Genomic DNA, 26,336 nt, shown 5'->3' with positions numbered 1-26,336 from the left:
GTATATTCCTTTGAATGAATTATTTTTTCATAACATGCCTCAAGAAAATCAAGTTTTTCGCTCATAGTTGAGAATGTTTGAATCGAAGCTTCCAGTGCTTTTTTTGAGAAAGTACTTTCCAGATAAGTGCTTTTGAATTGCTTGGCGATTTGTTCCACTTCGTTTCTTACTTTTTCTGGATTCTTCTCGCCAAATTGAAGCTGCATGTCAATCAGCATAGGTATTATTTCTTTTACTGAGTTTTCATCAATTAATACTTCTTTGCCAAAATTTTTGAATTTAAGTATGGTTAAATTCTTATCCTCTCCATCAGTATATTTTCCAAATATCAATTTTTGAATGTTGTTAGTGATTGTATCTTTTTCAGGAATTAACTGGTCTTGAAGTGCATCAATTAACTGGCACATTTTTTTGAACTCAGTAGGAGAGGTTCTACCAAACAAACGATACTTCAGTGTAAGTATTTCAGTGTGCTTATGATGACTGGCAACTTCTTTCTTCTTTTCCTTGTCAATACCATCAAGCGTCTTTTGAAAAGCCTTAATTTGCTTGATTAACATATCATATGGATAGCCTAACCGATTAATATCGACGTGATAGAGTTTTTTCCAAACATCACTTTGATTCACCATATGCCAAACTATGGCAAATCCATCATCACTGAACAGTGGAGGATCGTAGCTCCTGAATAGACGCGCTTGATCCTGATCTTTACGATGAAGCATTTCAATGAAACGCTCTTCACCGCTTTTCAATTTCATCTTTTTTGTGGGATGTACAAAGGCAAGAAACTCACGGTCTACCAATTCCCACATGGTTTTTGACCATTTTAGTTTCGTATGTTGAGAAATAATCTGATGCATATGATTTAACATCAGGTTGAAATCTGGTCTGAGGGTGCTTTGTATTTTTGCATGATACACATCATGCTCTGTTATTACTGGCATTGGAGTGTCAGCATAACCATGGATATTTTTTGTAGTTGTTTCAACGCCACTATCATTTAGACTAATTGCTGTCGGCCTATAGTTATATTCAACGCCCTCTTTGACTGCATCAATTCCTACCTTTCCTATTTTGGCACGATTGGCAGCAGCTCCATGAGCTCCATACCGTGCAATTTGCAGTGCTTCAATAACACCGAAAGATAAGTAAAGATCATGTTCTTCTCCTTGATATGTTGCCCTATGCCAAGATCCATTCCTCAGCAGAGCATCTCCGAGTTGGATACGCGTGTTCGGTGGAGCAATAATGTTTGGATTATTTTTTGAAATAAAAAAAACTTGTTCTGATTTGGGGGCCGCTAAAATAAGGTAGCATAATCGTTCTTTTTGCTCTCTAGTCAGTGGTTCACCATAGATACTTTTTGAAATGGCTGGAAAGAGTAATTCAATAGCCTCTTGGGTAAGTTTCCCATCTTTAGCAAATATAGGAAACGTTTTCTCCAGAGGATATTCTTTAGGAATTTGAGCTCTGGCGAGTATTGTAGTCATTTGTTGGCGGGTGATTTTGTTTTGTTTGAAAAGCCATAACGCGTAAAAAGTATGATCTTCTTCGTTTAAGGCTGGATCTTCGAAATCACCAAGTGCAATTGCTTTTGCAACGCGTTCCAAGCCTTCTGCATTAAGAGTGATATGTGCCGGAATAGTAATTTTATTACCATTTAAAAAGTCATCAAAATCATCAGAATGTAGGGTTCTTTCTGGATCTACAGGAACCTGTTTTGTTTTGGGGTCGATGAACCCAGGATGTTTGTATTTAGCATTTTTATTTTCTCTAGGAGCAAACACGCGTAATGTTGGATCAAAAGTGTCATCAACACCTGGTGGAATTTCTGGCGAGAAAAAACGACCCAAAAATGATTGCCACGCAGCAGTGGCATCTTCAATAGTACTAATTTCAGCGAAACCAAAATTATCAGGCATAAAATTTAATCAACTAAAAAAGAACACTTGGGTTGGTAATTATACTAAATAATTATTAGGATATGATTAACACAACGTGAATTAGCAGCTGGATCTGAAAGTATTGTCAATTTTTTAACAATGATATGGAGTTTAATGGATAACTTGCTTCAATCAGGTCTTGTGAAGGCGGAAATTTTTTCATTGAGTCAAGGGTAAAGGTGGTCCCAGAACCGGCAGTGGCTGCAGCAAATCCACTGGCTATATGGTGGTAATAAACAGTGAATGGTTTAATCTGAACTATAGCCTTACTCATAATCTATGGAAAATACCTTTATATGAATGCAGTGAAGTACCTATGAAATTTAAATCTTATTTTGAGGTGTACTAACGTTCAAGAGTGTCGAATCCTCAGCCCATTCCCTCTTAACAAACTTAATCTCTTTAATTAAAAAATCAAGGCAATTATACGAGGTAGGGCCAGATGTTTGACTCATGGCAAATTTAAGTTCCAATTTTGCTAGTTCAAAATCAGGTGGATTTTCATTTAAAGCAGCGGTAACTTTATCTAATTGTTTATCAATAATTTTTTTATTTTGGCTACCCATTCGATACCTAGAAAACCATTGCCCCTTTATGTGGGCAGCATAGGCTTCTTTTATACCTAGAACGGCTTCTTTCAGAGTGCTCAAATCCCTGTGGGCTTCATCGGTTCCGCCTACTTCTAAATTTTTTACAGAGTCAGGAAGAACGTCTCTCATCGCCCTTAAAGGATGGGCTGCGAGCCTGTTTATGTCTGTGCAAAAAGAAAAGGTGTTTCCATAATATCGTGGAGTGGGTAATCCACCTAAATTTTGTGGAACGCGTAGCCCACTGACAATATCCATGTCTAGTCTGTAATTACAAAATTGAGCAAGAAGATTAGGGTGGTTTTTAGTCAATGATCGGCCATGGAGCGAATCGATAGAGGCAGTATTGAATGTTCTCACATGTAATTTTCTTGATTCTTGCAAGTCTTTATCGGTGGCATAGGCTCGAGCTCCGACATATTGAGCTATGTGCCCTCCTAGAGAATGTCCGACGATTATTATCTCTCTATCTGGAAAATCTGTTTTTGCTTTCTCATAAAAATCAAACGCTTTTTCCTGTAATTTTTTTCCTACTGTGCCAGTCAAGGTTAAATTAATATCAGAATACACGTCCTTAAAAGACGCTGTTCCTCTATACGAGATGATAATAGGGGATTTGTCATCGTCTGGTTCAAGACAAACAGCCGCTAGACCTTCAGAGTTTACTGCTTCGGGATTTATTTTAGCCTGTATCTTATATCCTGCTTGAGCGATGCCCTCTGTTAATAGCTTTGTATGGACGTAGCCTTCACTCGTTTCGTGTTCGTCTTCGCGCAGCTTATTATCTTTACCTTCAATACGATAAGCGAGATGTGCGGCATCGAGTAATAATCTAATAGTACATTTTGGCATAACAAATTCCACCCAACAAAGGATACTTTATTTTATGAGAAAAAAACAACTAAGTGTTCTTTATTTATTCTATCATCAGTGTTCGTTTTTGTAAAAATATTATACTTTTACTATATTTATTGTATCGCTTCGTAAATGGAATTTAAGAATGCCTCGACAGAAAGGAACACAGGAAGTAGCGATGAATTTAGAACCTTTTCATCATCCCAAAAGTAAGGCCTCAATGGAGAGTAGACTTCGTGATATTCTCGAGGCTATGGAGTCAGTGAGGCGAGGCGACCTGTCCAAACGCTTAAAAAAAGACCAGTATGATATTTTTGGCGAAATAGCTGATTCCTATAATAGTATGATGGAAGGATTAAGCAGTTTTACTTCAGAAGTAACCCGCGTTGCCCGTGAAGTGGGTACCGAAGGTAAATTAGGTGGTCAAGCACAGGTTCCAGGTGTCACGGGAACCTGGAAAGAATTAACCGATAACGTCAATGCAATGGCTGCCAATTTAACCAGCCAAGTACGTAATATTGCCCAAGTAACCACCGCCGTTGCCAGTGGTGATCTCAATCAAAAAATTACTGTCGAAGTAAAAGGCGAAGTATTGGAATTGAAAAATACAATTAACAAGATGGTGGATAATTTAAGGTCGTTCTCAGGTGAAGTAACGCGGGTCGCGAAAGAAGTCGGTACCGAGGGTAAATTGGGCGGGCAAGCACAGGTTCCTGGTGTCACAGGCACATGGAAAGAGTTAACCGATAATGTGAATGCGATGGCTGCAAATTTAACAAACCAGGTGCGCAATATTGCTCAGGTGGCAACCGCTGTGGCTAAAGGTGATTTGAATCAAAAGATCACCGTTGAAGTTCAAGGTGAAATGCTGCAACTGAAAGAAACCCTGAATAAAATGGTGGATAGTTTGACTATCTTTGCTTCAGAAGTAACACGGGTAGCCAAGGAAGTGGGCACGGAAGGAAAGCTAGGAGGTCAAGCACAGGTGCCAGGCGTTACGGGTACTTGGAAAGAATTAACCGATAATGTGAATGCGATGGCTGCTAATTTAACCAGTCAAGTACGTAACATTGCCCAAGTTGCGACCGCAGTCGCAAAAGGTGATTTAAATCAGAAGATTACTGTAGAAGTACTTGGGGAAGTGTTGCAGTTGAAAGAAACAATTAACAGAATGGTCGATAGTTTAACCATCTTTGCTTCCGAAGTAACTCGGGTTGCAAAAGAAGTGGGTACCGAAGGAAAATTAGGTGGTCAGGCACAAGTACCCAATGTTACCGGTACATGGAAAGAATTAACGGATAACGTGAATGCGATGGCGGCCAATTTAACCAACCAGGTGCGTAATATTGCGCAAGTTACAACCGCTGTAGCCAGCGGCAATTTGAATCAAAAAATTACCGTTGAGGTGAGAGGTGAGGTATTAGAATTAAAAAATACCATCAACGACATGGTCGATAACTTAAGATCATTTTCAGGTGAAGTAACGCGGGTAGCGAAAGAGGTTGGTACCGAAGGTAAATTAGGCGGTCAAGCACAGGTTCCAGGGGTAACTGGCACATGGAAGGAATTAACCGATAATGTGAATGCGATGGCTGCAAATTTAACCAGCCAAGTGCGTAATATTGCTCAGGTCGCCACGGCGGTTGCGGATGGCGATCTGAATCAAAAAATAACCGTTGAGGTCAGTGGAGAAATTCTTCAACTTAAAGAAACACTGAACAAGATGGTGGATAACTTAAATCTCTTTGCCGCTGAAGTAACACGTGTTGCTAAAGAAGTGGGTACCGAAGGAAAATTAGGTGGCCAGGCTTCAGTACCGGAAGTCGGTGGTACCTGGAAAGAATTAACCGCCAACGTGAATGCGATGGCCTCCAACCTGACGGATCAAGTACGTAATATTTCAAAAGTTGCGATTGCAATCAGTGCAGGGGATTTGACGCAAAAAATTACTGTTGAGGCTAAAGGGGAAGTGTTACTGCTCAAAGAGACCATCAATAAAATGGTGGATGACCTTAATCGCTTGGCGAGTGAAGTATCCCGTGTGGCGCAAGTAGCGGGTAAAGAAGGCAGATTAAATGAACGCGCTAATGTTGAAGGTGTTGGAGGCAGTTGGAAAGATATTGTTGATAAATTAAATAATCTCTTGAATTCGATTGCGACACCGGTACAAGAAGTGATTCGTCTTGCGGTCGCACTATCCATGGGCGATGTGTCGCAACGAGTCAGTATTGAAACCCAGGGTGATATCAGAACATTATCTGATGCATTGAATAAGTCTTTTGATGATTTAGGCGCATTAATTCGTTTTGCTATGGACAGTTCGACCAAAGTTTCTGGCGCGTCAGTACAATTAGCGGATATCTCAAAGCAGGTTAGTAGTACTTTGCAACAAGCGGCGAGCACCACACAGCAAATCGCTGTGGGGGCGAAAGAACAGGCGAAAAAACTGGAATCAAGTACGCGGATTGTTACGGAACTGTCTAAATCCATTCAACAAGGGGCCACAAATTCACGTAGTGCCGCGGAAGTAACCCAAGAAGCCGCAAAACTGGCAAGCAGAGGTACTGATGCAGGAAAACAAGCGGCAACACGGCTTAAGTCTATTGATGATATCGTGAAATCCAATACCGATACAGTCAAAGATTTGGATAAGCGAGCCAAAGAAATTGGGGTGATTGTCGGTACGACAAAAGGTATTGCCGATCAAACAAACCTTTTGGCATTAAATGCCGCAATAGAAGCAGCACGTGCCGGCGAGGCAGGTCGAGGATTTGCTGTGGTGGCCGACGAAATTAGGAAGCTTGCTGAAGGGACTAAAAAAGCAGCCGTGCAAATTGAGGGTATGGTGAACACCATACTCGAGTCGACCACACAAGTGGTTGAAGGTATGACCACTGGTACACAGAAGGTCACTGAATCCATTGATATTGTCAATGAAGCGTTAAGAATTCTTAGCCAAATTAGTTCGGGTACCCAGGAAATCACAGTCAAGGCTCAGGAAATTTCAACTGCAACATCAGAGCAAGCCAAGGCAGCCCTTGCTGTTGCAAAAACAACAGAAGAAATCTCGGCGACATCAGAGCAAGCAGCAGTTGGTGCCGAGCAGATGTCCTCGTCAATTCAACAACAAACAGCCAGTATGCAACAAATGACGGTGTCCGCTTCGAATTTATCCGTTCTGTCCGATGAGTTAAGAACGGCCCTGAAACGATTTAAAGTAGCCTATATGGCTTCTGAAGCGCACGTGCTCAGGGGTGAATAATGCCGAACAGATCATCATCAACTCTTAAAACAAAAGAACAACAATTAGTGCAACTCATTGTATTTCGATCAGGAAATAAAGAGTTTTGTATACCAATCAGTGACGCCCGAGAAATTATCAAGGTCGTGCCTATCACCCCTATTCCTGATTCGCCATATTTTATACGTGGGTTGATCAATGTGCGTGGCGATATTGTAGCGATTATTGATATTAAGAGCCTATTTTTTCTTCCCACTGCCGTTAACGATAATCCAAAGCATATCATTATTACAAAACAAAATAGTGGGATTTTTGGTCTAATGGTTGATGAAGTAGTAGAAGTTTTACGTGTAAACGGTGCGGATATTAATAAAAATCCTTCCAGCATAATAAATATTCATGAAAAATATGTGGGAGGGGTAGTGATTGATGAAAATCGTCTAATTATTTTATTAAATTTAGCCAGTATTTTAGCGCAAGAGGAACTTATAAAGCTATCCGCCTTAGAACGTTATTAAACGAATGATTGTAAGTGTTCACGACGATACGTCACCCGAATGTAGTGAGGGAGATCCAGTATATTGTAGGAGATCCTTCGTCGTAAACTCATTCAAAATGACGAGATTGTGAACGAATACGAAATGATTTCTCGGGAAACTCTGACGATTGGGATTTCGAGAGAACTAAGTCGATCTCATTTGAGGAGAATACGATGGGTAAGAAGGTGATGATTGTAGATGATTCCAATTTTATGCGGACAATCTTAAAAGATATTTTAAATAAACAGTTCGCAGATCTCGATATCATAGAGGCTGATGGCGAAAAAGCGGCCTTACTCTTACTCGAAAAAAAATCACCCGATCTCGTACTACTCGATGTGATCATGAATGCCAGTGAAGTAGAAGGAATTCAGCTCTTGGAATGCATTCATAATCAATATCCACACATCAATGTATTCATGGTGACATCCGTTGGACATGCGTCGATTAAGGAACGGTGCAAATCTCTGGGAGCAAGAGGATATATTCAAAAACCATTTGAGATTGAGCAAATTAAAAAGGAACTAAAAAAATATTTATAACTCACCATAGGATGTCGTTGATGAATGATGACATGAATAAATACATTGAGGATTTTCTTATTGAGGCAAATAATCATATTAAAAATATGAATTTAGCACTCATTAATTGGGAAAAAAAACAAGATAATAAGAAAAACCTGCAAGACATTTTTCGCAGCGCTCATACATTCAAAAATATTTCTGCAACTATGGGATTTCAAAAAATAGCAAAATTAAATCATGCTATTGAAGATTTACTCGATGCAATTCGTACCCAAAAAATTCCACTCAAACTTTGTGTTAATCTTTTATTTAATTGCTTTGATTTTTTAAAAGAAGCCTTAAAAGAAATCTCAGAAGGAAAGCCTGAGCCTGCTACCGAGACAATGATTAAACAAATTAACAGTGTTTTATCTGATGATGAGAAGCACACTGCGGATCTATCTGCAATCAAATCATTGGGCCCCTTGGAATCGGTTACCAGCATCGAAGTTAAAGTCGACCGCCTTGATAAATTGCTCAATCTTACTAAAGAATTGCTTATTAATAAAATGAGATTGGACAGTTTAAGTGAGACGATTCAATCCCCTGAACTAGCTACAACAGTAGCTATGCTGAATCAAACACTCAATGAGTTACAGTATTACGTCATGCAAATTCGACTGGTGCCTATAGGATTTGTATTCGATCGTTTTTCCCGTATGGTCAGAGATCTCGCGAAACAGCAAAATAAACAGGTTGAATTACGCACTGAAGGCAGAGATATTGAGGTCGATCGTTCATTAATCGACGCTATAAGCGAGTCTCTGGCTCACCTAATCAAAAACGCAATTGATCATGGTTTAGAATCTTCCGACATGAGAAAGGCGGAAAAGAAACCTATAGAAGGAAGCATTAATTTAAAAGCGAAACGTCATAAAGAGTCAGTAGTCATTGAAGTGAGCGATGATGGTGCTGGACTTAATCTCGAGGCCATCAAAAATATTGCGATAAGGCGCAATTTATTACCTACAAGAGCAGAGAAACTAGAAGTAACAAACGCTATTTTTTATGGGATTTCCACTACAGAAAAAGTCACGGATATTTCAGGAAGGGGTCTGGGTTTGTCTATTGTTAAGCAGACCATTGAATCCATTAACGGGAGGATTGAAGTCGCAACTGAAAAAGGAAAAGGGACTCAATTTACGATAAAGATTCCTTTAACCTTAACCGTTATTCTTGTTTTGTTGGTACGTCAAGGCGATCAGATTTATGCACTTCCAATCAATAGCATAGAACGTTTAATCACGATATCGTGTCAGGAGACAGCCGCTCTCTTGCATCAAGAAGCTTTTGTGTATGAGCAAATCAATGTCCCTCTTTTGCGTTTGTCCGTTCTTTTTAAGGAAAAGATAACTGCAGAAGAACGCCAGTTTATTGTTGTCTTAAGAAAAGAAGAAGAGTTATTAGGTTTGGTTGTAGACGCGCTGCTCACCACAGAAGAAATTATTACTCAACCGATTAATCCAATCATTCGAGGGAGTAAGTTGTTCTCTGGGACGGCATTATTAGGATCAGGTGAGACGATTTTAATTATGGATGTCGACGAGCTTTTCCTATGTTTAAATCAAAAACATACAGGATAAATCATGATGAAGATAGAGAAACGATTCAATGAATTAATGAGTTTCGCAGCAACAGAAGCGACCTTTGCCTTATCAAAATTATTAAGCCAACAGATGACGTTAACAAGTGCCGATGTCAGCGTCAAAGTCACTGAGGTACAAAGCATCATCAAAGAGAGTATTAAAGAGGAGATCGCTCAAATTAATCCTGACTTGGGAGGAGCAATAATAATGACTACTCCTTTGCTTGGCACTTTAGAGGGCTTTGGTTCCTATATTTTACCAAGAACTTCCGCTTTAAGAATCTGTGATGTTCTTTTACATAGACCATTTGGTTCAACAAGACAAATAGAGCGTTTCGAAGAGTCAGCCCTCTTGGAGACGGGGAATATAGTTGTAGGTTGTTTTTTAAATGCATTAGGCTATGTATCAGTACTTGATAATATTTTGCATAAAAAAATGACTCTGACGGTGAGCAGCAATAATGAGATTCCTAATTTTAATGAGATAAGTTCTAATGATGTATATAGAGTTCGTATTAACTTTTATATGAAACATATTGTTAAGAATCAACATCAGCCTATTGATATTAATGGAATATGTGTTTTTTTCTTTGACAGTGCTAAAGTTACCGCACTATTAAATATGCCGCACAATCCTGAAAAAAGCTGTTGAAATCGGCGTCGATTTTGCTGCTTTTTTCAGCGTTCTTTGTCAGACATTTCTCTGAAATAAATCGCTTTGCACAACCCGTCTATTGCTTATTCACTAAGAATTTACCAAGAAAAGAAAAAAGTAAAGGCAGTTAATACTAAATTAAGATTAAAATGGTACTATATTGTTGTAGCGGTATTAAGTCTCCTAGGTTATAAATCACATTTTTATCGCTACATTTAACTTCTTCAAGAATTCTCCTGCCGCAAATTCAATTCAAAAAATCACTACGACTTTATATTAGAAAATCATTATAGTCGGTGGCCCGGATTAGCACAGTGTAATCCGGCCTCAGCGTTAAGCTCGTCGCTATTAACTTTTAGTGCATGTTTGGGTGCCGGTGTCTTTTCCGGATTGAGATATCCAGTTGCCTTGCAAAGACCCGTCTGGTTTTATTGCAAGAGATAATACACCTGAAATCGTGTTATCGGTGACGCCCCAAAAAGAAGTAGTCAAAAAATTATTGATATTCGAACTCATTAATCCCGTACCATACAGTACTGGATTACCAGTACTATCCTCCCATTCTGAGTTATAAGTATCGCCAGTCTGCGATATAGTAAGGGTAAAGTTTTTATTAGCCAATAAAGAGCCATTCCATTGACATTGATAACTCCCAACAAAAGATGGAGATGGGCTGGCAGTCTTATTGTCAGCATAAACTGTTGTGATAATGAAATATAATATGGCTGTTAAAGAGATACCTGCCGATGCTGCTTTCATAACAAACTCCTTTTGTTAATTCACCCAAATACATCAGTCACTTTATGATGATTTTTTACAACTAAATGTAGCGGCCTGATTCTTATTATTTTGTACCCATTTCCCCTCCAGTGTACCATCAGGTTTGATAAGGATGTATTGGGTAAAAGTAGTTGTGAGATCTTTAGACCACCAAAATATAAATGAGAATGCGTTATTTATATCTTTGTTTTGCAAACCAACCCCAGCAATAGTTGGCGTGGTGTGATGTATTCCTCTTTTGAACATTCTATAATTATTGTCACTGCTTTTTTTAATGATAAGTACTTCTGTGCCATCTGTCGGGTTAGAAAAAGGATCACGAAAATTGCATAAATAGGTGCCCGAAATATCAGATGTTGAAGTTTGAGTAGCAGGTGCATCTGCAAAGGCAGTAGGTAAAAATGAGAGACAACTTAATGTTCCAAGTATTATTTTGAACGAAATCCTATTTATAGAAATCATAAAAAACTCCTTTTAAATAATTTGTCCAATATCCCTGCATTTAGAAATTGAGTCGTAGATTATTATAGATGATCTTTCATAAACTTGCATTGTAATCATTTTAATCAATATGGAAATACGAAAACGTGATCAACCATCATAGGTCAAATTAAGGGGCAGTTAGACCGCAATGTAGATGCAGAAAGCAAAAAGAAAGCAGAGGACAGGGAACGGTCTACAGTTGAAGGGTACAAAAGCTTTCTTAAAATTATGGATGACCATCGAGGTCGAGGATGGGGACCAGTTTCTCATTCTAAATGATATGAGCATGGTTCTAAACATGAGCTAAAAGATAAAGAGTCAATGAGGATTTCTAAAAAATAGTATCCATTAAGTAACTTTATATTTTCAAAACTATTTTTAACAACCATATAATCTCAACTTAGAGCTATAATTAATCATTATGAGCAAAAGAGATTGAATATGCCCTATACTACAAAGCTATTAAATGCAAAAAACGAAGAATTGGCTTTTCAAACTGTAGTGAAACCTTCACAACGAGGTAAAAAGCATCAGGTTTTTGAAGTTTATACCGGTGAAGGTAAAGATCGTAAACTTGTGGGAGTGATGGATTATAATCTGAGGCCTCACTGCATTCACATTAACCGTATGGATAACTTTCAAAATGGATTTCCGCCCACTGATACTGGCTTTATCAAACACATGGGCTATTTATTTCTTGAGCACGCATTTCGTGAGAGTTTTGCCAGAGGATTTCAGGGGAAATTGGAGTTAGAGGCCATTGAAAAATCGCCTATTGTCTATTTCAAATTTGGAATGAGAAAAGACAGTCGCATGGCCTGTGAAATGGCCGATTTATTCAATGCCATCAATATGATAGAAAATTTTAATGAATCAATGCCTCTGGATCAACGAAAGTCATTCCGCAGTGAACTTTTTGAACGCTTGTGTTTTGGAGATAAGCTGTTTAACAAAGATGATCTGGAAACAAAGAAAGCATTTGAAAATGCAATTGATAAAATGCTTGTAGGCGAAACGAAAGGACAGATAGTCGAAGCCAAAGAAGAGTTACTTCAATTGATTGAGAAGCGAATGAAATTAATGAAGGAAACTTTCTGGGGCGTGCCTTATCAATTATTACTTGATAGTGCTGCGTTACACTTAGGGATTCCAAAAGATCAAAGTGATACCCTCACCTTTAAACAAGTGATTGAGTATGGCTGTCAGGATGCTGAAAATATCCAATTTTCTAATTGGTTAACAAGCCCAGAAACCGCAAAATTATCCGCAGAAGAATTTGCCTCTGAATATTCATTGCAACTTATAAAGTCCAAAATGCAAACCTCAATGCATCTACCTGAAGCATGGAGGCAAAAAAAGATGCTTGAACTTAAGATTGATCCGCAAAAACCATTTGAGGGCATAGAACATCATGAAGATAAACGGCTTCCAGTAATCGAAAAAATGATTGAAAAAAGTAACAAAGTATCTTCGTTAATCCAAATAAGTTTTCTGCTAGAGGATCTTAAAATGAAACTTCTTTCAGGAAAAGATGACCATTCTGAGTCTTTAATAAAAGACATTGAATTAATAAAAACAAAAATTGAGCAGAAAAAAAAGACGGTCTCCAAAGTCGATAAAGAAGAGTCTGAAGCGACACCATTTTCTTTTTGGACAAAGCCACCGGACGTTTATGCTGAATTGGTGGACTTGGTAGGGCAACTTGAGCAGATTGCAAAAAGCTCATCGAATTTGACGCCAAACTAAGCAAAAAATCAATTAACAAGCTCGTCCTTCTCAAGGTGTGCAAATACCGATATAATTGCACAACGATTAAATATATTCTGCAATAGATAATCGTCTATTATCTCGATTTTAAGAAGAAGTCATTATGACAGCCACCAAATTTCAGCTACCGCTTGTAACTCTCATTGTTATCTCCCTATTAGGATGTTGCATGGAAATCGATATTTCCTTACCCAGCTTTCCTAGCATTATGACTTTTTTCGGTAGTACAGAAGCTCAAGTCCAAAGTACATTAAGCCTTAATTTTTTAGCATTTTGTCTCTCGGGTTTGTTGTACGGTCCCTTATCGGAAGCTTTGGGTCGACGTGGTTTAATGATTTTTGGAGCAACCTGTTTCTTAATTGGAGCAGTGGGGTGTGTGTTTTCGTTTTCAATATACCAACTCATGTTTTGGCGTTTTATTCAAGGTTTAGGCGCCAGCAGTACTTTAGTGATAGGTTTTGCGATGATCTCTGATCGTTATAGTGGCGAAGTGGCTGCACGTTATATTGGTAAAATTAATGCCTATGTTACTATTTTTATGGCAGCAGCCCCTATTTTAGGCAGTGCCATTATCAACTATTTTACTTGGCGAGCGAATTTTTCCTTCATCGCAATTATTGCCCTGATTTCATGGTTTTTCCTGATTTGGCAATTACCAGAAACCAAATCGGAAAAGCAATCTCTAGAGATTTTGAAGATATTAAAAGACTATTGGACCGTTTCTACTCATGGAAAATTTTTAATCTATGCCAGCATGCCCAATATGTTAGTGACAGCGTATTTAACTTTTGTCGGTAGTGCGTCATTTTATTACATAAATACGTGTAAATTATCTTATTTCCAATTTGCCGTGCAACAAGGGGTAATTGTATTGCTGTTTTCGCTGACCAGTTTTTATGCTGAAAAAGTGATCGCAAGAATTGGCAGTCGCAAAGCAGTCCATTTTGGGATGATGTGTTGTGCAATATCCATCGTGTTGTTTACTTATTTTGCGTTCCAATATCCCGACTCACCCCGTTTGATTACCTTTTCAATGTGTTGGATGGCGGTTGGTTGTGCATTTCCAATGAGCGTGACTTTTGCACAATCTTTAGAAATTTTACCTCATCACAAGGGGGCCTGCTCTTCATTCATTATGTCAACACGTTTGTTTATTTCATCCGGAGCCGTTGCTTTAACTGGTCTTCTCTTCGATGGTTCGATGCGTCCTGTTGCCCTTGTTATTGATGGGGCGATCATTCTAGGAATTGGCATGTATTTTATTATTGAGCGAATGATGCTTACTAAGGAAAGCGTATTGGAAGTAGCTTGAGATTAGTTGTGTAGGCTGCACAATTTAAATGTTGGGTCTTAGCCTATAGCCGCCAAGCTCAGGAACAATGTACCAAAACCCTCTCCCGCGATTTTATATCCATTTTTAAATCAAATTCCTCTCGCGGGAGAGGGAATTTTCAGTGCTATCTGAATAGCATTTTGATCCAAAGTCCCCTCTTCCCCCGGGGTAGGGCGCGGGGGAGTTTGCCATTTTTATTTCTTAGCTTGACGGCTATGAGCAAGGGCCCCCCTTAATTTGAGTGACCACTTGAGTTTTTCATCCTGAGCTTGTTTGTTTTTATTAGATGATTGTGTTAAAAAATCATCTACCTAAGGATGCAATAAAATTGCGAATATCCTTTATTATCAAGAGATTTTCATGGACGAAAATAATAGTAAATCCCTAACTTTCCATGTTTGGATAGTTTGTGCGCTGGGTTTGTTCATTGATGGTTATGATTTATATATTGCTTCGGTAGCTGAGCCGTTCATTAATGCGCAATACCATCCTTCTTCTCTGATGATTGGTCTCACTCAGGCTGCAGCACCTCTTGGTGCGGTGTTCGGTGCAGTCATTGTTGGTCGATTGGCGGATATGTTGGGTAGGAAAAGCATGCTCATTATCAATCTTATTTTTTTTGTTCTTATTGCCATTTGTTCTGCTTTTGCCTGGAGTATCAACTCTTTGTGTGTGTTGCGATTTTTACTTGGCTTTGGTGTTGGTGCTGATTACCCCATTTGTGCCGCCTACCTGGCTGAAATGATACCGGCTCGTAAAAGTGCCCAATTTATTGCAACTGCGATGTTTATTAATTGTCTTGCTTCCCCAATAGGCGTCATTGTTGCCTGGTTATTATTTAAATTGCATCCGCAACTCGATGTTTGGCGGTGGATATTTGCTTCGGGAGCAATTCCTGCGCTCATTGGGTTGTTATTCAGAGCCAAGTTACCCGAAAGCTTTTTATGGAAAGTGCATCAAGGTTTAAAAAACAAATCAAGTCGTTCAGTCTTTAGGCATTATCAATTGATTTTTTCTCCGCGCATGATAAGAATCACTGTTTGTCTTTGTTCTTGCTGGTTTTTATTAGATATCTCTTATTATGGAATAGGGCTATTCACCCCTTACGTCTTACAAGCGTTTAATCTATCGCAGGAGGCTAATTTTTTAAGTGCGCAAACCGAAGTACTGAAAAGTACTTTAGTAGTTAATGTTTTCGTGTCCTTAGGTGCTTTTGCAGTGATTTTTTTTGTTAATCAGGTATCGCTGATTAAACTTCAGATGATAGGATTTATATTTTCATTTTTGGGATTATTAATCCTTAGCATAAGCTATTTGTTTCCAAGCCTTGGCCTTATTTTCACCGGGTTCATATTATTCAACTTTTTTATTAATTTTGGTCCAGGAATTACAACCTATCTTTTGCCCGCAAAGCTCTATAATCCTGAATTCAAAGCTACAGGACATGGATTAGCAGCGGGGACAGGAAAATTGGGCGCGTTTATTGGAACTGTATTTTTACCGATGTTCCAAGCTCAGTTAGGGATCCATCTGACCTTAGCCATTCTTGCAAGTACTCTTTTGCTTGGCTGGTTGTTAACAAGATGGTTAGAACACGAAGAGAATAAATTGGCTGAGCTACCGGATTCTATTTCCGAAAGTACCTTGGTATCAGCGTCTTGAAAGGAGAAGTCATGGATTATCAATTGCGTGAACAACAACACCGTTTTTGGAAAGAACAAGGATTTGTCATCTTGCCCGATTTTCTCTTTTTGGATATGAAACAACATCTGCAAACGTGGTGTGATGAATTAACTTCTTGGCCTGAAACACCCGGAAAGTGGATGAAATATTTTGAAAGGAATGCTCAGGGAGAGCGCCAGCTTTGTCGTATTGAAAATTTTATTGATTACCATAAGGGTATGAATGAGGTTGCCAACAGCGCGCGTACTTTAAACTTGATTTCTATCTTAATGGGAGAGAAAGCTGCCATTTTTAAAGAAAAAATTAACTATAAATTTCCCGGTGGTGGCGGATTTAAACCGCATCAAGATGCCCCCGCATTTATTAGCTTTAATCAGAAATTTCACATCACCATGATGGTCGCTATAGATGATTGCACTTTAGAAAACGGTTGTTTGCAAGTCGTTCAAGGTGGTGCTAATCAGCCTACAATTCTTCCTCAAGAAGTGGATGGTTCAATAAAAAAAGAGATGGCTGCAAAGTTTCAATGGTCGCCAATTGAATGTAAAACTGGAGACGTTATTTTATTTGACTCCTATTTGCCCCATTACTCTGAAGCGAATCGCAGTAATAAACCCCGGCGTGCGATTTTTATTACCTTTAGCAAATTTTCTGAAGGTGGAATTATGCGTGAGGCTTATTATCAAGATAAGAGAGAAAAGTTTCCTCCAGATTGTGAGCGCGACCCCAATAAAGATTATTCTGCAGGCGCTGCAATCTATAATGTTGCTAATCCTATTTCCGAAATGATGCTATGACTACTATGAATGATATTGACCAAAAAATTAATAGGGCTTTTCAGTATTTGTATTCTGCTCAAGACATGGAATACATTGGAGAGCCTATTTCACAATTTGAACATGCGTTACAGTGTGCTTATTTCGCAGAGCAAGCAGGACATGATCAGGAAGTCATTCTCGCTTGCTTATTTCATGATATCGGCCACTTTGCTTTAGATACCCAACAAAATAAGATGGCAGATTTAGGTGTAGTGCATCATGAATGGATAGGTGCAAATTTAGCTTATGAGCTGGGATTTTCTGCAAAAATTGCTTTGCTCATCGGCAATCATGTGAATGCCAAACGTTATCTAGCGGGAAAGAAAAAGGACTATTTTGCACGTTTATCTGAAGCAAGTAAGAAAACCCTTTTCTTCCAGGGCGGAGTAATGTCTGAAGAAGAGATGCTTCTTTTTGAAACCAATATCCATTTTAAAGACATCTTAAGGGTGCGTATTAATGATGAAAAAGCCAAGGAAATAGGTATGGATGTTCCCGACCTTGCTTATTATCGTCCTTATTTATATAAACATTTTGAGGAAACAATGAAATCAACTGCATGTAGAAGGTTGATTGATTATGTTGATGAGCTATGGGTTGGGCAGCTTAAAGTGTTTCTTGAAAATGAATGCAATGAGAATGGATAATGTCGGCGGTGGAAGGGGCTCCCACCGGCGCCGGAGGGTAAATCGAGATTAAAATGCCCCATTCTCATTACTGCAACAGAGGATTTATCACTTCGGTTGCAACAGGCGGCGCTGGGGTTAAGAAATAAATAATCAGTAATATTAGAAAAAGAAATGTCGCAACATAAAATACAATTTTTGCATAATATAGTGATGAAGGATCCGTTCCTTTATATGTGATGTATCCTGAAATGATTGCAATAATTAAAAAAATAAAAGCTCCAGTCAACATTTTATCTTTCCTTCTTCAGAGTACTTTTCATTGATCCGAATGGATTAACAACATGGAGCCATAATTTTATTTACTTTAAAAATCACAACTCATTATAATGATTATAGCATCTCCAATTTCACAATAGATTTATTGGATGGTTCTAGGTCAATTTCAGGTGCATCAGCATGAAAGAACGCATTGGGGTTGGATTTATTAATCCATAAAGCCCAAGTATTTAATTTTTTTACGGCAATACTATGGTTTTTCGAATTACGTATTGATTCCCCGAATTCTTCTGATGCAGCCCAATATTGCATTCGTTTAGGTAATTCTTTAAAGCTTTTAAGCATACATGTTGAAGCCATTTTTTCGGCATCTTCAGCATATAGAGCTGTGTATTTATTCAAATAATAAGTGTATTCGCTTTCATTGATTTTATTGGTTATTTTCTCCATATACACTTGATATGTTTTTAATTGTTCTTTAGCAGGTGGCTCATTAAATTGAGAAAAAAAAGCAATTAAATTATCAACAAATAAGTGAATCGCTTCATCTGTTGCACGCAAGCCTTCATGGCCGGGTATCGCGCGCATTTGTTTAAAATCCATATCCAAGATGTTTTGCAGGTTTTGAAAATGAGGCATGGTTAATATAAGTGTTTAAAAATATGATGCGCTATTTTACAGAATTTTTTTTAAATTTTCTGCTTTATTTTCGCTCCTGTTTCATTCTCCTTGCTATACTCGAATGACGGAAGGAAGGGGGAACGTATTCGCAGAGAGGGTGAGGGTAATTCAATAATTGCTCTTGTTGAAAAAATATCGACCATTTGAAAAACATGTTACAATGATGACTGAACTTCTAAGTCAGTTGCCCGATGCTCCAACCAGGGTCTAGAATAAAAATGCAGCAAACAACTCATGAAAAAAAACAACTGTGGATTATTTTACTCATTGTTTTAATCAGTTTTATCGGTTCATCCATTGCTTATCCCATTCTACCGCCTCTTTTTTTACAAGCTACCGATCAATTGATTATTTCTCCTGAATGGAGTGAAACCGGCAGACGTATTTTACTGGGGCTTACCCTTGCAATTTTTCCTCTGGGGCAATTCATAGGTTCTCCTATTTTAGGAAGAAATTCGGATTTCTATGGGCGCAAAAAAATACTGATCATCAGTCTGGCTGGAAGCATGCTAGGTTATGTATTGACCGTTATCTCGTTTGAGATCAACAGTTTCTGGCTTTTATTATTCAGCCGCTTTTTAACAGGATTCATGGAAGGGACTTTTGCTGTGGCCAGGGCCTTCGCATCAGAGCTGACGACCATTAACAAGTATGTAAGTTTTGGTAGGATCAACAGTATGGCCGGTATTGGTTACATCATTGGGCCGATAATTGGTGGTTTATTGTCCAATTCACATATGATTCCTTGGTTTTCCTGGTCATTTCCTTTTACTGTTGCCGCACTCGCATCAGTGATTACCCTAGGGCTTGCCTGGTGGAAATTGCCAGAGCATAAAACTCTGGGGACCCCTCAGAAAGAATCCATTTTGAAACAACTCAATATTATTCGGCAATTCAAGCTCTTATTTCAGTATCACCCGCATTTGAAACCTTTGCTCATCATCAGTACGCTGTTTACCTTTGCAGTAGATATGTTTTATGAATTTGGTCCGGTGTATTTGGCTGGAAAATGGCTTATGTCTCCCAGCATGATTGCAGTTTATAATGGTGCTTTATCCGCATCGCTTGCTATTGGTGCTTCCTGGCTTCCCCACCATCTTTCAAAACATCTGCCCATTCATAAAATTATTATTTTGGCGATGCTGACAACTACTTTAATTTTTGCTGCCATGATCACCTTTCAAAATCCCATAGTGATGTTTATATTTTTTGCACTCATTGGGTTTAGTATCACTAGTGTAGTCACGACTCTGACGATTCATATCTCTAATAGCTCGCAAGCGACTATGCAAGGCGAAGTCATGGGGGCGCAATTAAGTTTGCGTACCCTGGGCGATGCCATTATATGCTTTGCAGGCGGTTTAATGATTGTTTTATCAATTATCTTGCCCATTGTGCTCTGTTCCCTTACAGCATTGACCGCGAGCATTCTTTGTTTGTTTTTTTTAAAACCGAAGTCATAAATAATCATGATCATTAGTTTTTTAAAAACTAATTGAATATAGGACTTATTTCTGTTTCGGTTCGGTTGCTTTCAGTAGGTAAACGACTCGATAAAAACCCATAATGAAGCATGCTTGATATTGGCCATTGCAATTGCTGATGCTCAATTATTTGACCATGGCATGAACTCAAAATAAGTTGTCCCTGATTATTGAATATAGAAAAATTTCGTTCATCGGGTAAATTTTTTATCGCCGCCATTGATAAAGAGGTTATTCTAGGGTTTGTGATGAGCGCCGCATACAAAGAGTCCATACGACTTTCCACTGGACCCTGCATTAATTTAAAATATTTTTGTGCGCAAAGCGATAATGAGGCTGCACTGCCTGCAAGAGTTTTTACCAACCCTTTTTCCCCAGTAGGCAGTTTTCCCTCTTTCATCAGAAAATGGCCGTCACTATCTGCCAAATAGAAACTATCTAGTTCTTTACGAATATTCAAAGTCCCTAGTTTATAGGATCCATCTTTGCACCCTGTAGGGCCTAACGCATCGGTTACAAGAATAATTTTGTTTTTAACTGTATTGTGAATTAGCGAAATAAATGAGTCGGATAAATGAACCCCATCCGCAATAAGTTCCACACCAGGAGGACAACGCTCAGGGTTCTCAAGTATCCATTGCACGACATGACTTTTGGCATCATTTCCGGTAAGTTGCCGTGTTTCTCGACTGCACGATTCTTGACACGCATTTCCCACATGCGTGAATCCACATGCACCTGCCGCAATTGCGCGATCAATGGTCTCCTTATCCTCGGGATTGCAGTGGCCAATAAATACTTTTACAAAAATACCTTCTTGCTCAAGATCTTTGGTCTGTTGAATAAATTCTTCAGCTCCTGGCAAATCAGGGGCAATGGTTATTTTCCAGTGTTTAATATTGGGTGCTACGCGAATAATATCCCTAAATTGTTCCATACTAATCTTCTCTTGGAGTGCCTCTGGAGCGTGAGCTCCCTTGCAACTCTTTGAAATAAAGGGGCCCTCTAGATGCACACCAACAATCTGAGTAAAGCCAGGGGTAGGATTTTGTCCTTGTTGCGTTACAAAATGATTAATTTGTATCAATGATTTCTTTAAGGAGGGTATTGGCATGGAGACTAGGGTCGCTAGGGCATAAGACAGACCAGTATTTCCCAGCGCTCGGACAATGCGATCTAAGTCCTCAGTACTCTTTTCTTCGCTCAAGTCAGCGAAATCAACACCACCTTGGCCATGAACATGAGAATCGAGCATGCCTGGCATTAAGAAATAACAGCCCTTGGAATCAATCATTTTTTGTTCTTGCAAAGACGTTAAATCATCATCAAGATTATAGATTTTCCTTAAGCCATCATCAGAAACGTACACATGTTTTAATTCTTTAATCCCAGCATCGTTATAAACATAAATATTTTTAATAAGCATATTCAAATCCTTTTAGGGAACAATACCGGAAATCTTAATCTACTTGCACTCAATCTCTAATAACTATTTAGAGCTGACCCTCAGAAAATGGCCTAGAGTTTCACTGATAAATTAGCTAAAATCGCAAGGCTATAAATCAAGTTTTCTTTATTATTCAGTGGCATCCTGCACAAAGTTCATTGTAACAAAATATGGAAAAGAGATGAATGAGGTAGTGCATACTGACCCTCTTTATTCTGAATTCTTGTTTATGTGGATATAACCTCTAGAATTCATGGAGAAAATTTTATGTTCGATCGCATTTTTGTTAGGGAAACACCTGAAGGTATGGCAAGTAGAGCCGCGCGAGCAATTCAAAAAAAGATAATGGAAAATAATGAGAAAAAAATACCTACTGTTTTGGGACTTGCAACAGGCAGCACTCCTGAGCCCGTATATAAAGAATTAGTGCGTCTGCATAAAGAGGAGAATTTGGATTTTTCATTAGTCATTACCTTTAACTTAGATGAATACTTAGGCTTAGAACCAACTCATATACAATCTTATAATTACTACATGCATCATCATTTTTTTAATCACGTTAATATCAAAAAGGAAAATATCCATTTGTTGGATGGAACCGTACCACTTGATCAAATGGAACAGCATGCGAAAAAATATGAAGAATTGATGCAAGAGGTTGGTGGAATCGACATTCAAATTTTAGGATTGGGCGTGAATGGTCATATTGGTTTTAATGAACCAGGCTCTGCATTGGATTCTAGAACACGAGTGATTCAATTGGATGATAAAACTCGCGAAGCCAATAAACGTTTTTTTAATGCAAAAGATGAGGTACCGACTCATGCAATAACGATGGGAATTGGAACGATTTTGCAATACAGCAAAGAGTGTTATTTGTTAGCATCAGGTTCCACAAAAGCAGGGATTATTGCTGCTGTAAATGCTGCTTCTTCACCGAATCAAGATATTCCTGCAACGGCTTTATATGCACATAAAAACGTTACCATTATGCTTGATGAAAAAGCCGCATCCAAGTTACCGTCATCAGTGAAACCAATAAAATCACCCTTATTATCTGGAAGTATCTATGTTCCCAATACTTCTGAGGAAACAGAATTACATCCTGTTTTAAATTCAGGCTGTAAGTTTCAGCCACAAAAGTTATTTCAATAATTCCCATTTAAAAGTAAAAATATTTTTTGGACTAAATTACTGTCATTCCCCAACCCGAATGACACTATAAACAATAGGCCTATTAAAAGTTCGATAAATTGTTTAGGAAAGGTGATATAGGCGCGGTTTTTTGGACGAAAAAAGGTAATTTTTAAGAGCTATTCTTCTAAGTAACAGAGGAGAATAGAATGAGCAAAAAAAGAAACTATTACACGGCATCAAAAAAATCAAAGATAGCAGTTGCGGCAATTGAAGGAAAATTGACTCAGGCTCAACTGACCAGCGAATACGGTGTGCATCCTACCCAAATTAAAGCATGGAAGCAAACAGCATTGCAGGCTATTTCAGATGCTTTTTCCAATTCTCATGATAAGGATAAAAAAGAGCAAGCCGAGCTTGTTGGTGCTTTGTATGAGGAAATTGGTCGACTTCAAGCCCAATTATCATGGTTAAAAAAAAAGACTGCCACTGAGCTTGGATGAAAAGCGTAAGCTGATTGATAGCAACGCTGAAATATCAATCCGAGAACAATGCATGCTACTCGGATTGAGTATTTCCAGTTATTATTACAAAGCGTCTCCTATATCAGCAGAGGACGAGCGGCTCATGGCGCTGTTAGACGAGCATTATCTCCAGTATCCATGTGAAGGTAAAGTGAAGCGCGCACAATGGTTGTCCCTTGAAGTTGGCTATCCTGTTGGTAAACGACGCATCAAGAGACTCATGGAGGCTATGGGATTAGAAACCGTCTACCCAAAGCCAAATACAAGCGTTCCCAATAAAGAGCACACCGTGTACCCCTATCTATTACGTGACATCGATATCACTAAGCCTAATCAGGTCTGGGCTGCTGATATTACCTACGTGCGTATGAAGGGAGGCCATGTTTACTTGGTTGCCATCATGGACTGGTATAGTCGGTATGTGCTTCAATGGGCGGTGTCCCCAACATTAGAAGCAGAATTTTGTGTAGAGGCGCTAAAAAACGCGTTATTACAGGGGCGGTGTGATATTTTTAATACCGATCAGGGTGCTCAGTTCACGTCTAATGATTGGATCAATACCTTGAAGGCCCACAAAATCTCTATCAGTATGGATGGGCGCGGCCGATACCTCGATAATATTTTCATAGAACGTTTATGGCGCAGTGTTAAGCAAGAAAAACTCTATCGGTATGATTTCGAAACAATCGAAGAGATAGAGCTGGAATTAGCTGAGTATTTTGAATATTATAACAACCGAAGACTCCATCAGTCTTTTGGATATTTAACACCAGCTCAAGTGTATTTCGGACACCCTAGTACGGTTTCTAAAACATAGTTCGGTGTGTCATGGCTTACCCACAGGGTCCACAGGCCTATCCGAGACGATGAAGGCTCTACTGGCCTATGGACTTGTGGATAAGCCATTCTGTGAGAGCAGGAGTTAATAAACCAATTCGGAATAGCTCTTATTTTTCCTGAATTTTGTTCCAGATTACCAGACCTAGATTAAGGTGATGATATCTCAATGCAAAAGAAACACATATGCTTAAAAAATATCTTCATCGATTGAGGACTAGGTGCTTTAAAATTCATACTTTATCTTCCAAAGTAATCTAATATCTATATTAGGTAGTAATACTTGGAGAAAAGAATGCCTACTGCTGCCGAAAAAAATTTAGAGCAAGCAATTAAAAAGAGAGATAGACTGCAAAAAACTTATGAAGAGCAAAGTCTTAAGTCGACTGCCGATCAAAAAGAAACACTAAAACTTTATGATCTAGTAAGAACCTCTCCTTCACGTAGTGGTATTGAGAAGTTTGGTCAAGTTATGGAGCTTTCCAATAAAGCAGCTTATAACACGTATTTGGCGAAGAGCGATTTAAATGACGCCAAAATTAGTGTCGCTCTGGCAGAGTATAAAAAAACGCAAGAGGCGATAGATGCCCAAAGAGACCAACTTTCGAAAGAGGGCAAACTGACTGATGAAAAATCGAAAGAATTGAATCAAAAGCGTGACGAGGCTTATAAAAAATATAGGGATACAAAAGATCTCATCGATGAAGACACTAAAAAAGCCTATGATGTATATGAAAAGACAGCTCTTGATAATAAGGAAAAATACAACAGGTTTATAAATCCCGATGAAGAAATGACTTTATCCGCACCGGGAAAAACTCAGACAACACCAACAGTAGTTACCCCATTACCGTCTACTCCCAAGAAAGATGTGACTGTTGCAAGTCCGTTAAGTGAGGCCATTTTTAAGAAATTTCAAGAATTATATAAAGACGATCCATGGTACAAAAATAATCCATCGAAACAAGGCGAGGATGGCAGACTTAATTTATCCTTTAAATCCGAATCGGATATGAACTCATTTTTCCAAAAGATGGCTGCAGAACAGAAGGACTCTAGCTTTCTTATAGTTGATTCAAAAACCAACCAAGTGATGGGATATGGAGATAAAGGAAAACTGTATCATGCAAACGGAGAGGAATTTAAGTCTGGAGACAAAATGAAACCTGGAGGGACAGCGCTTGATTCGTTTAAAATACCGGAGCCGGAAGAACCGAAACAAAGCCAGACATTATCCTAGTTAACGAAAGATAAAATTAGTTTTTTAAGCATTGTATTGCGAATGAGCAGGTTCAAATGAGGAAGTGCATAAATCATGGATGAAGAAGTTACAACAACCTCCTGGTTTTCTCGATTAAAAGAGTCTTTCGCTGATATTCTTATTGGAATTGCGTTGATTGCCGGCGCAATTGTTCTTGTGTTTTGGAATGAACGACACGCTTTACATATGGCACAGTCCTTGGCGCAAGCAGAAAATGTTCTCATTCCTATACCCAATGCTCCTATCAATCATCAAAACAATCTCAAAGTAGTTTATTTAAGCGGTCTTGCGACAACTAAAGAGAATTTGGTCGATTCTTTATTAGGGATAACAATCAATGCTATTTGCCTTAATCGTAAAGTTGAAATGTATCAATGGGAGGAAAAAACGGAAACAAAAACGGAATCACTTTTAGGGGGCTCTGAAAAAAAAACAAAAACCTATACCTATGATCAAACTTGGTCTGAAAGTTTAATAGACAGCGCTCATTTTGAAAATCCCAAAGGACATCAAAACCCAGCGTCCATGCCGGTTCAGTCGCAAGTACAGTATGCGAAAAGGGTGACTGTAGGTGATTTTTTACTGCCTGATGATTTGATTAACCAGATTCATGCCAGTCGATCGGTCAATTTATCTCAGGTCAATAAAGAAAGGCTCAAAGACCAACTAAATAAGCCAGTTGAGCTGAGCAACGACAATGAATTATATGTGGGGCAAGATTCCCAAAATCCCCAATTGGGTGATCTACGAATTACTCTAGCCGTTGTTGATCCTCAAACTGTCAGTATTATTGCGCAACAAACTGGAAATACTCTGCAAGCATATCGTGCACCCGCAGGGCAAACAGTCATGTTATTATCCACAGGCCAACATTCATCAGAGGAAATGATTCATCAGGCTCAAGCAGAAAACACGGCACTTGCCTGGGGGTTGCGTTTAGTTTCCTTATTTATATTGGTTTGGGGATTTTCAAAGCTGGTGACCCCATTGGTCATTTTAGCCGATGTACTGCCTTTTTTAGGCTCCATTGTAAGATCCAGTAGTGGATTTGCTGCCTTTCTATTAGGGACGAGCGTGTGGCTCATGGTGACGGCAATCGCTTGGTTTGCTACACGACCCCTTATGTCGGTTAGTTTAATTGTGATTGCAGTCGTTGGTAGCTATATCATGATCCAATTAAAAACCAAAAGGTCTTCAGTGCCTGTCACAAAAACGCCCCATAATTAGC

The 26,336-nt window shown here is 38.8% G+C and carries 23 protein-coding genes; 16 read left to right on the top strand and 7 right to left on the bottom strand.

Features of this window, described 5'->3' with window-relative positions; genetic code table 11:
* The 3 genes from OQJ26_RS17750 to OQJ26_RS17740 form a co-directional block, all read right to left on the bottom strand.
* A partial coding sequence (locus OQJ26_RS17750) for a hypothetical protein (protein WP_265705037.1) occupies positions 1–1,925 on the bottom strand: 1,925 nt, incomplete at its 3' end.
* Between the two features lie 106 nt (positions 1,926–2,031).
* Positions 2,032–2,220, bottom strand: coding sequence for a hypothetical protein (locus OQJ26_RS17745; RefSeq protein WP_265705036.1), 189 nt, complete (start codon positions 2,218–2,220; stop codon positions 2,032–2,034).
* A 49-nt stretch (positions 2,221–2,269) separates the two neighbouring features.
* Complete coding sequence (locus tag OQJ26_RS17740) at positions 2,270–3,385, bottom strand: lipase family protein (protein WP_265705035.1); 1,116 nt, start codon at positions 3,383–3,385, stop codon at positions 2,270–2,272.
* A 148-nt stretch (positions 3,386–3,533) separates the two neighbouring features.
* On the opposite strand from OQJ26_RS17740, the gene OQJ26_RS17735 reads away from it, so the two are divergent.
* From OQJ26_RS17735 to OQJ26_RS17715, 5 genes are all read left to right on the top strand, one after another.
* Positions 3,534–6,650, top strand: coding sequence for a HAMP domain-containing protein (locus tag OQJ26_RS17735; RefSeq protein WP_265705034.1), 3,117 nt, complete (start codon positions 3,534–3,536; stop codon positions 6,648–6,650).
* On the top strand, positions 6,650–7,147 hold the full coding sequence (locus tag OQJ26_RS17730) for a chemotaxis protein CheW (RefSeq protein ID WP_265705033.1): 498 nt from the start codon (positions 6,650–6,652) through the stop codon (positions 7,145–7,147). The genes OQJ26_RS17735 and OQJ26_RS17730 overlap by 1 nt, the downstream gene beginning before the upstream one ends.
* A 194-nt stretch (positions 7,148–7,341) precedes the next feature.
* Entirely contained in the window at positions 7,342–7,710 is a 369-nt protein-coding gene (locus OQJ26_RS17725; RefSeq protein ID WP_265705032.1) for a response regulator, read from the top strand.
* Between the two features lie 20 nt (positions 7,711–7,730).
* On the top strand, positions 7,731–9,314 hold the full coding sequence (locus tag OQJ26_RS17720; protein WP_265705031.1) for a chemotaxis protein CheA: 1,584 nt from the start codon (positions 7,731–7,733) through the stop codon (positions 9,312–9,314).
* Between the two features lie 3 nt (positions 9,315–9,317).
* Positions 9,318–9,968: a hypothetical protein gene (locus OQJ26_RS17715; RefSeq protein ID WP_265705030.1), complete on the top strand. Its 651-nt coding sequence runs from the start codon at positions 9,318–9,320 to the stop codon at positions 9,966–9,968.
* A 351-nt stretch (positions 9,969–10,319) separates the two neighbouring features.
* Here OQJ26_RS17715 and OQJ26_RS17710 read toward each other — a convergent pair whose 3' ends face one another.
* Together OQJ26_RS17710 and OQJ26_RS17705 are read right to left on the bottom strand one after the other, a co-directional pair.
* Positions 10,320–10,730, bottom strand: coding sequence for a hypothetical protein (locus OQJ26_RS17710; RefSeq protein WP_265705029.1), 411 nt, complete (start codon positions 10,728–10,730; stop codon positions 10,320–10,322).
* Positions 10,731–10,772: 42 nt separating this feature from the next.
* Positions 10,773–11,213: a hypothetical protein gene (locus tag OQJ26_RS17705; protein ID WP_265705028.1), complete on the bottom strand. Its 441-nt coding sequence runs from the start codon at positions 11,211–11,213 to the stop codon at positions 10,773–10,775.
* A gap of 462 nt (positions 11,214–11,675) precedes the next feature.
* Here OQJ26_RS17705 and OQJ26_RS17700 point away from each other — a divergent pair, with 462 nt between their 5' ends.
* The 5 genes from OQJ26_RS17700 (at position 11,676) to OQJ26_RS17680 (ending at position 17,482) form a co-directional block, all read left to right on the top strand.
* On the top strand, positions 11,676–12,980 hold the full coding sequence (locus OQJ26_RS17700; RefSeq protein ID WP_265705027.1) for a hypothetical protein: 1,305 nt from the start codon (positions 11,676–11,678) through the stop codon (positions 12,978–12,980).
* A gap of 124 nt (positions 12,981–13,104) precedes the next feature.
* Positions 13,105–14,313: a multidrug effflux MFS transporter gene (locus tag OQJ26_RS17695; protein ID WP_265705026.1), complete on the top strand. Its 1,209-nt coding sequence runs from the start codon at positions 13,105–13,107 to the stop codon at positions 14,311–14,313.
* A gap of 381 nt (positions 14,314–14,694) precedes the next feature.
* Positions 14,695–15,996, top strand: coding sequence for an MFS transporter (locus tag OQJ26_RS17690; protein ID WP_265705025.1), 1,302 nt, complete (start codon positions 14,695–14,697; stop codon positions 15,994–15,996).
* Positions 15,997–16,007: 11 nt separating this feature from the next.
* Positions 16,008–16,814, top strand: a complete 807-nt coding sequence (locus OQJ26_RS17685) for a phytanoyl-CoA dioxygenase family protein (RefSeq protein ID WP_265705024.1) — start codon at positions 16,008–16,010, stop codon at positions 16,812–16,814.
* Entirely contained in the window at positions 16,811–17,482 is a 672-nt protein-coding gene (locus tag OQJ26_RS17680) for an HD domain-containing protein (RefSeq protein WP_265705023.1), read from the top strand. Before OQJ26_RS17685 ends, OQJ26_RS17680 begins: the two co-directional genes overlap by 4 nt.
* Before the next feature lie 372 nt (positions 17,483–17,854).
* On the opposite strand, the gene OQJ26_RS17675 is transcribed toward OQJ26_RS17680, so the two are convergent.
* Positions 17,855–18,343, bottom strand: a complete 489-nt coding sequence (locus tag OQJ26_RS17675; RefSeq protein ID WP_265705022.1) for a hypothetical protein — start codon at positions 18,341–18,343, stop codon at positions 17,855–17,857.
* A 296-nt stretch (positions 18,344–18,639) separates the two neighbouring features.
* On the opposite strand from OQJ26_RS17675, the gene OQJ26_RS17670 reads away from it, so the two are divergent.
* Positions 18,640–19,884 (top strand): MFS transporter, encoded by a 1,245-nt coding sequence (locus OQJ26_RS17670; protein WP_265705021.1) that lies wholly within the window; start codon positions 18,640–18,642, stop codon positions 19,882–19,884.
* Between the two features lie 28 nt (positions 19,885–19,912).
* Here the strand turns inward: OQJ26_RS17670 and OQJ26_RS17665 are convergent, their stop codons facing one another.
* Positions 19,913–21,331: an N-acetylglucosamine-6-phosphate deacetylase gene (locus OQJ26_RS17665; protein ID WP_265705020.1), complete on the bottom strand. Its 1,419-nt coding sequence runs from the start codon at positions 21,329–21,331 to the stop codon at positions 19,913–19,915.
* A gap of 288 nt (positions 21,332–21,619) precedes the next feature.
* On the opposite strand from OQJ26_RS17665, the gene nagB reads away from it, so the two are divergent.
* The 5 genes from nagB to OQJ26_RS17640 all read left to right on the top strand — a co-directional run bounded on the left by nagB (position 21,620) and on the right by OQJ26_RS17640 (position 26,335).
* Complete coding sequence (gene nagB, locus OQJ26_RS17660; RefSeq protein ID WP_265705019.1) at positions 21,620–22,507, top strand: glucosamine-6-phosphate deaminase; 888 nt, start codon at positions 21,620–21,622, stop codon at positions 22,505–22,507.
* A gap of 188 nt (positions 22,508–22,695) precedes the next feature.
* Complete coding sequence (locus tag OQJ26_RS17655) at positions 22,696–22,989, top strand: hypothetical protein (protein WP_065235619.1); 294 nt, start codon at positions 22,696–22,698, stop codon at positions 22,987–22,989.
* Positions 22,982–23,827 (top strand): IS3 family transposase, encoded by an 846-nt coding sequence (locus tag OQJ26_RS17650; RefSeq protein WP_082650874.1) that lies wholly within the window; start codon positions 22,982–22,984, stop codon positions 23,825–23,827. The genes OQJ26_RS17655 and OQJ26_RS17650 overlap by 8 nt, the downstream gene beginning before the upstream one ends.
* A gap of 315 nt (positions 23,828–24,142) precedes the next feature.
* A complete protein-coding gene (locus tag OQJ26_RS17645) occupies positions 24,143–25,087 on the top strand; it encodes an alpha-crystallin domain-containing protein (protein ID WP_265705018.1) in 945 nt (314 codons plus the stop codon).
* Positions 25,088–25,162: 75 nt separating this feature from the next.
* Positions 25,163–26,335, top strand: a complete 1,173-nt coding sequence (locus OQJ26_RS17640; RefSeq protein ID WP_265705017.1) for a TMEM43 family protein — start codon at positions 25,163–25,165, stop codon at positions 26,333–26,335.
* Position 26,336 lies beyond the last annotated feature (1 nt).

Origin of the sequence: Legionella sheltonii (assembly GCF_026191355.1) — a bacterium.
GTDB lineage: Bacteria > Pseudomonadota > Gammaproteobacteria > Legionellales > Legionellaceae > Legionella > Legionella sheltonii.
The sequence above is the reverse complement of the archived record's forward strand: the minus strand, read 5'-3'. Positions and strand labels throughout refer to the sequence as shown.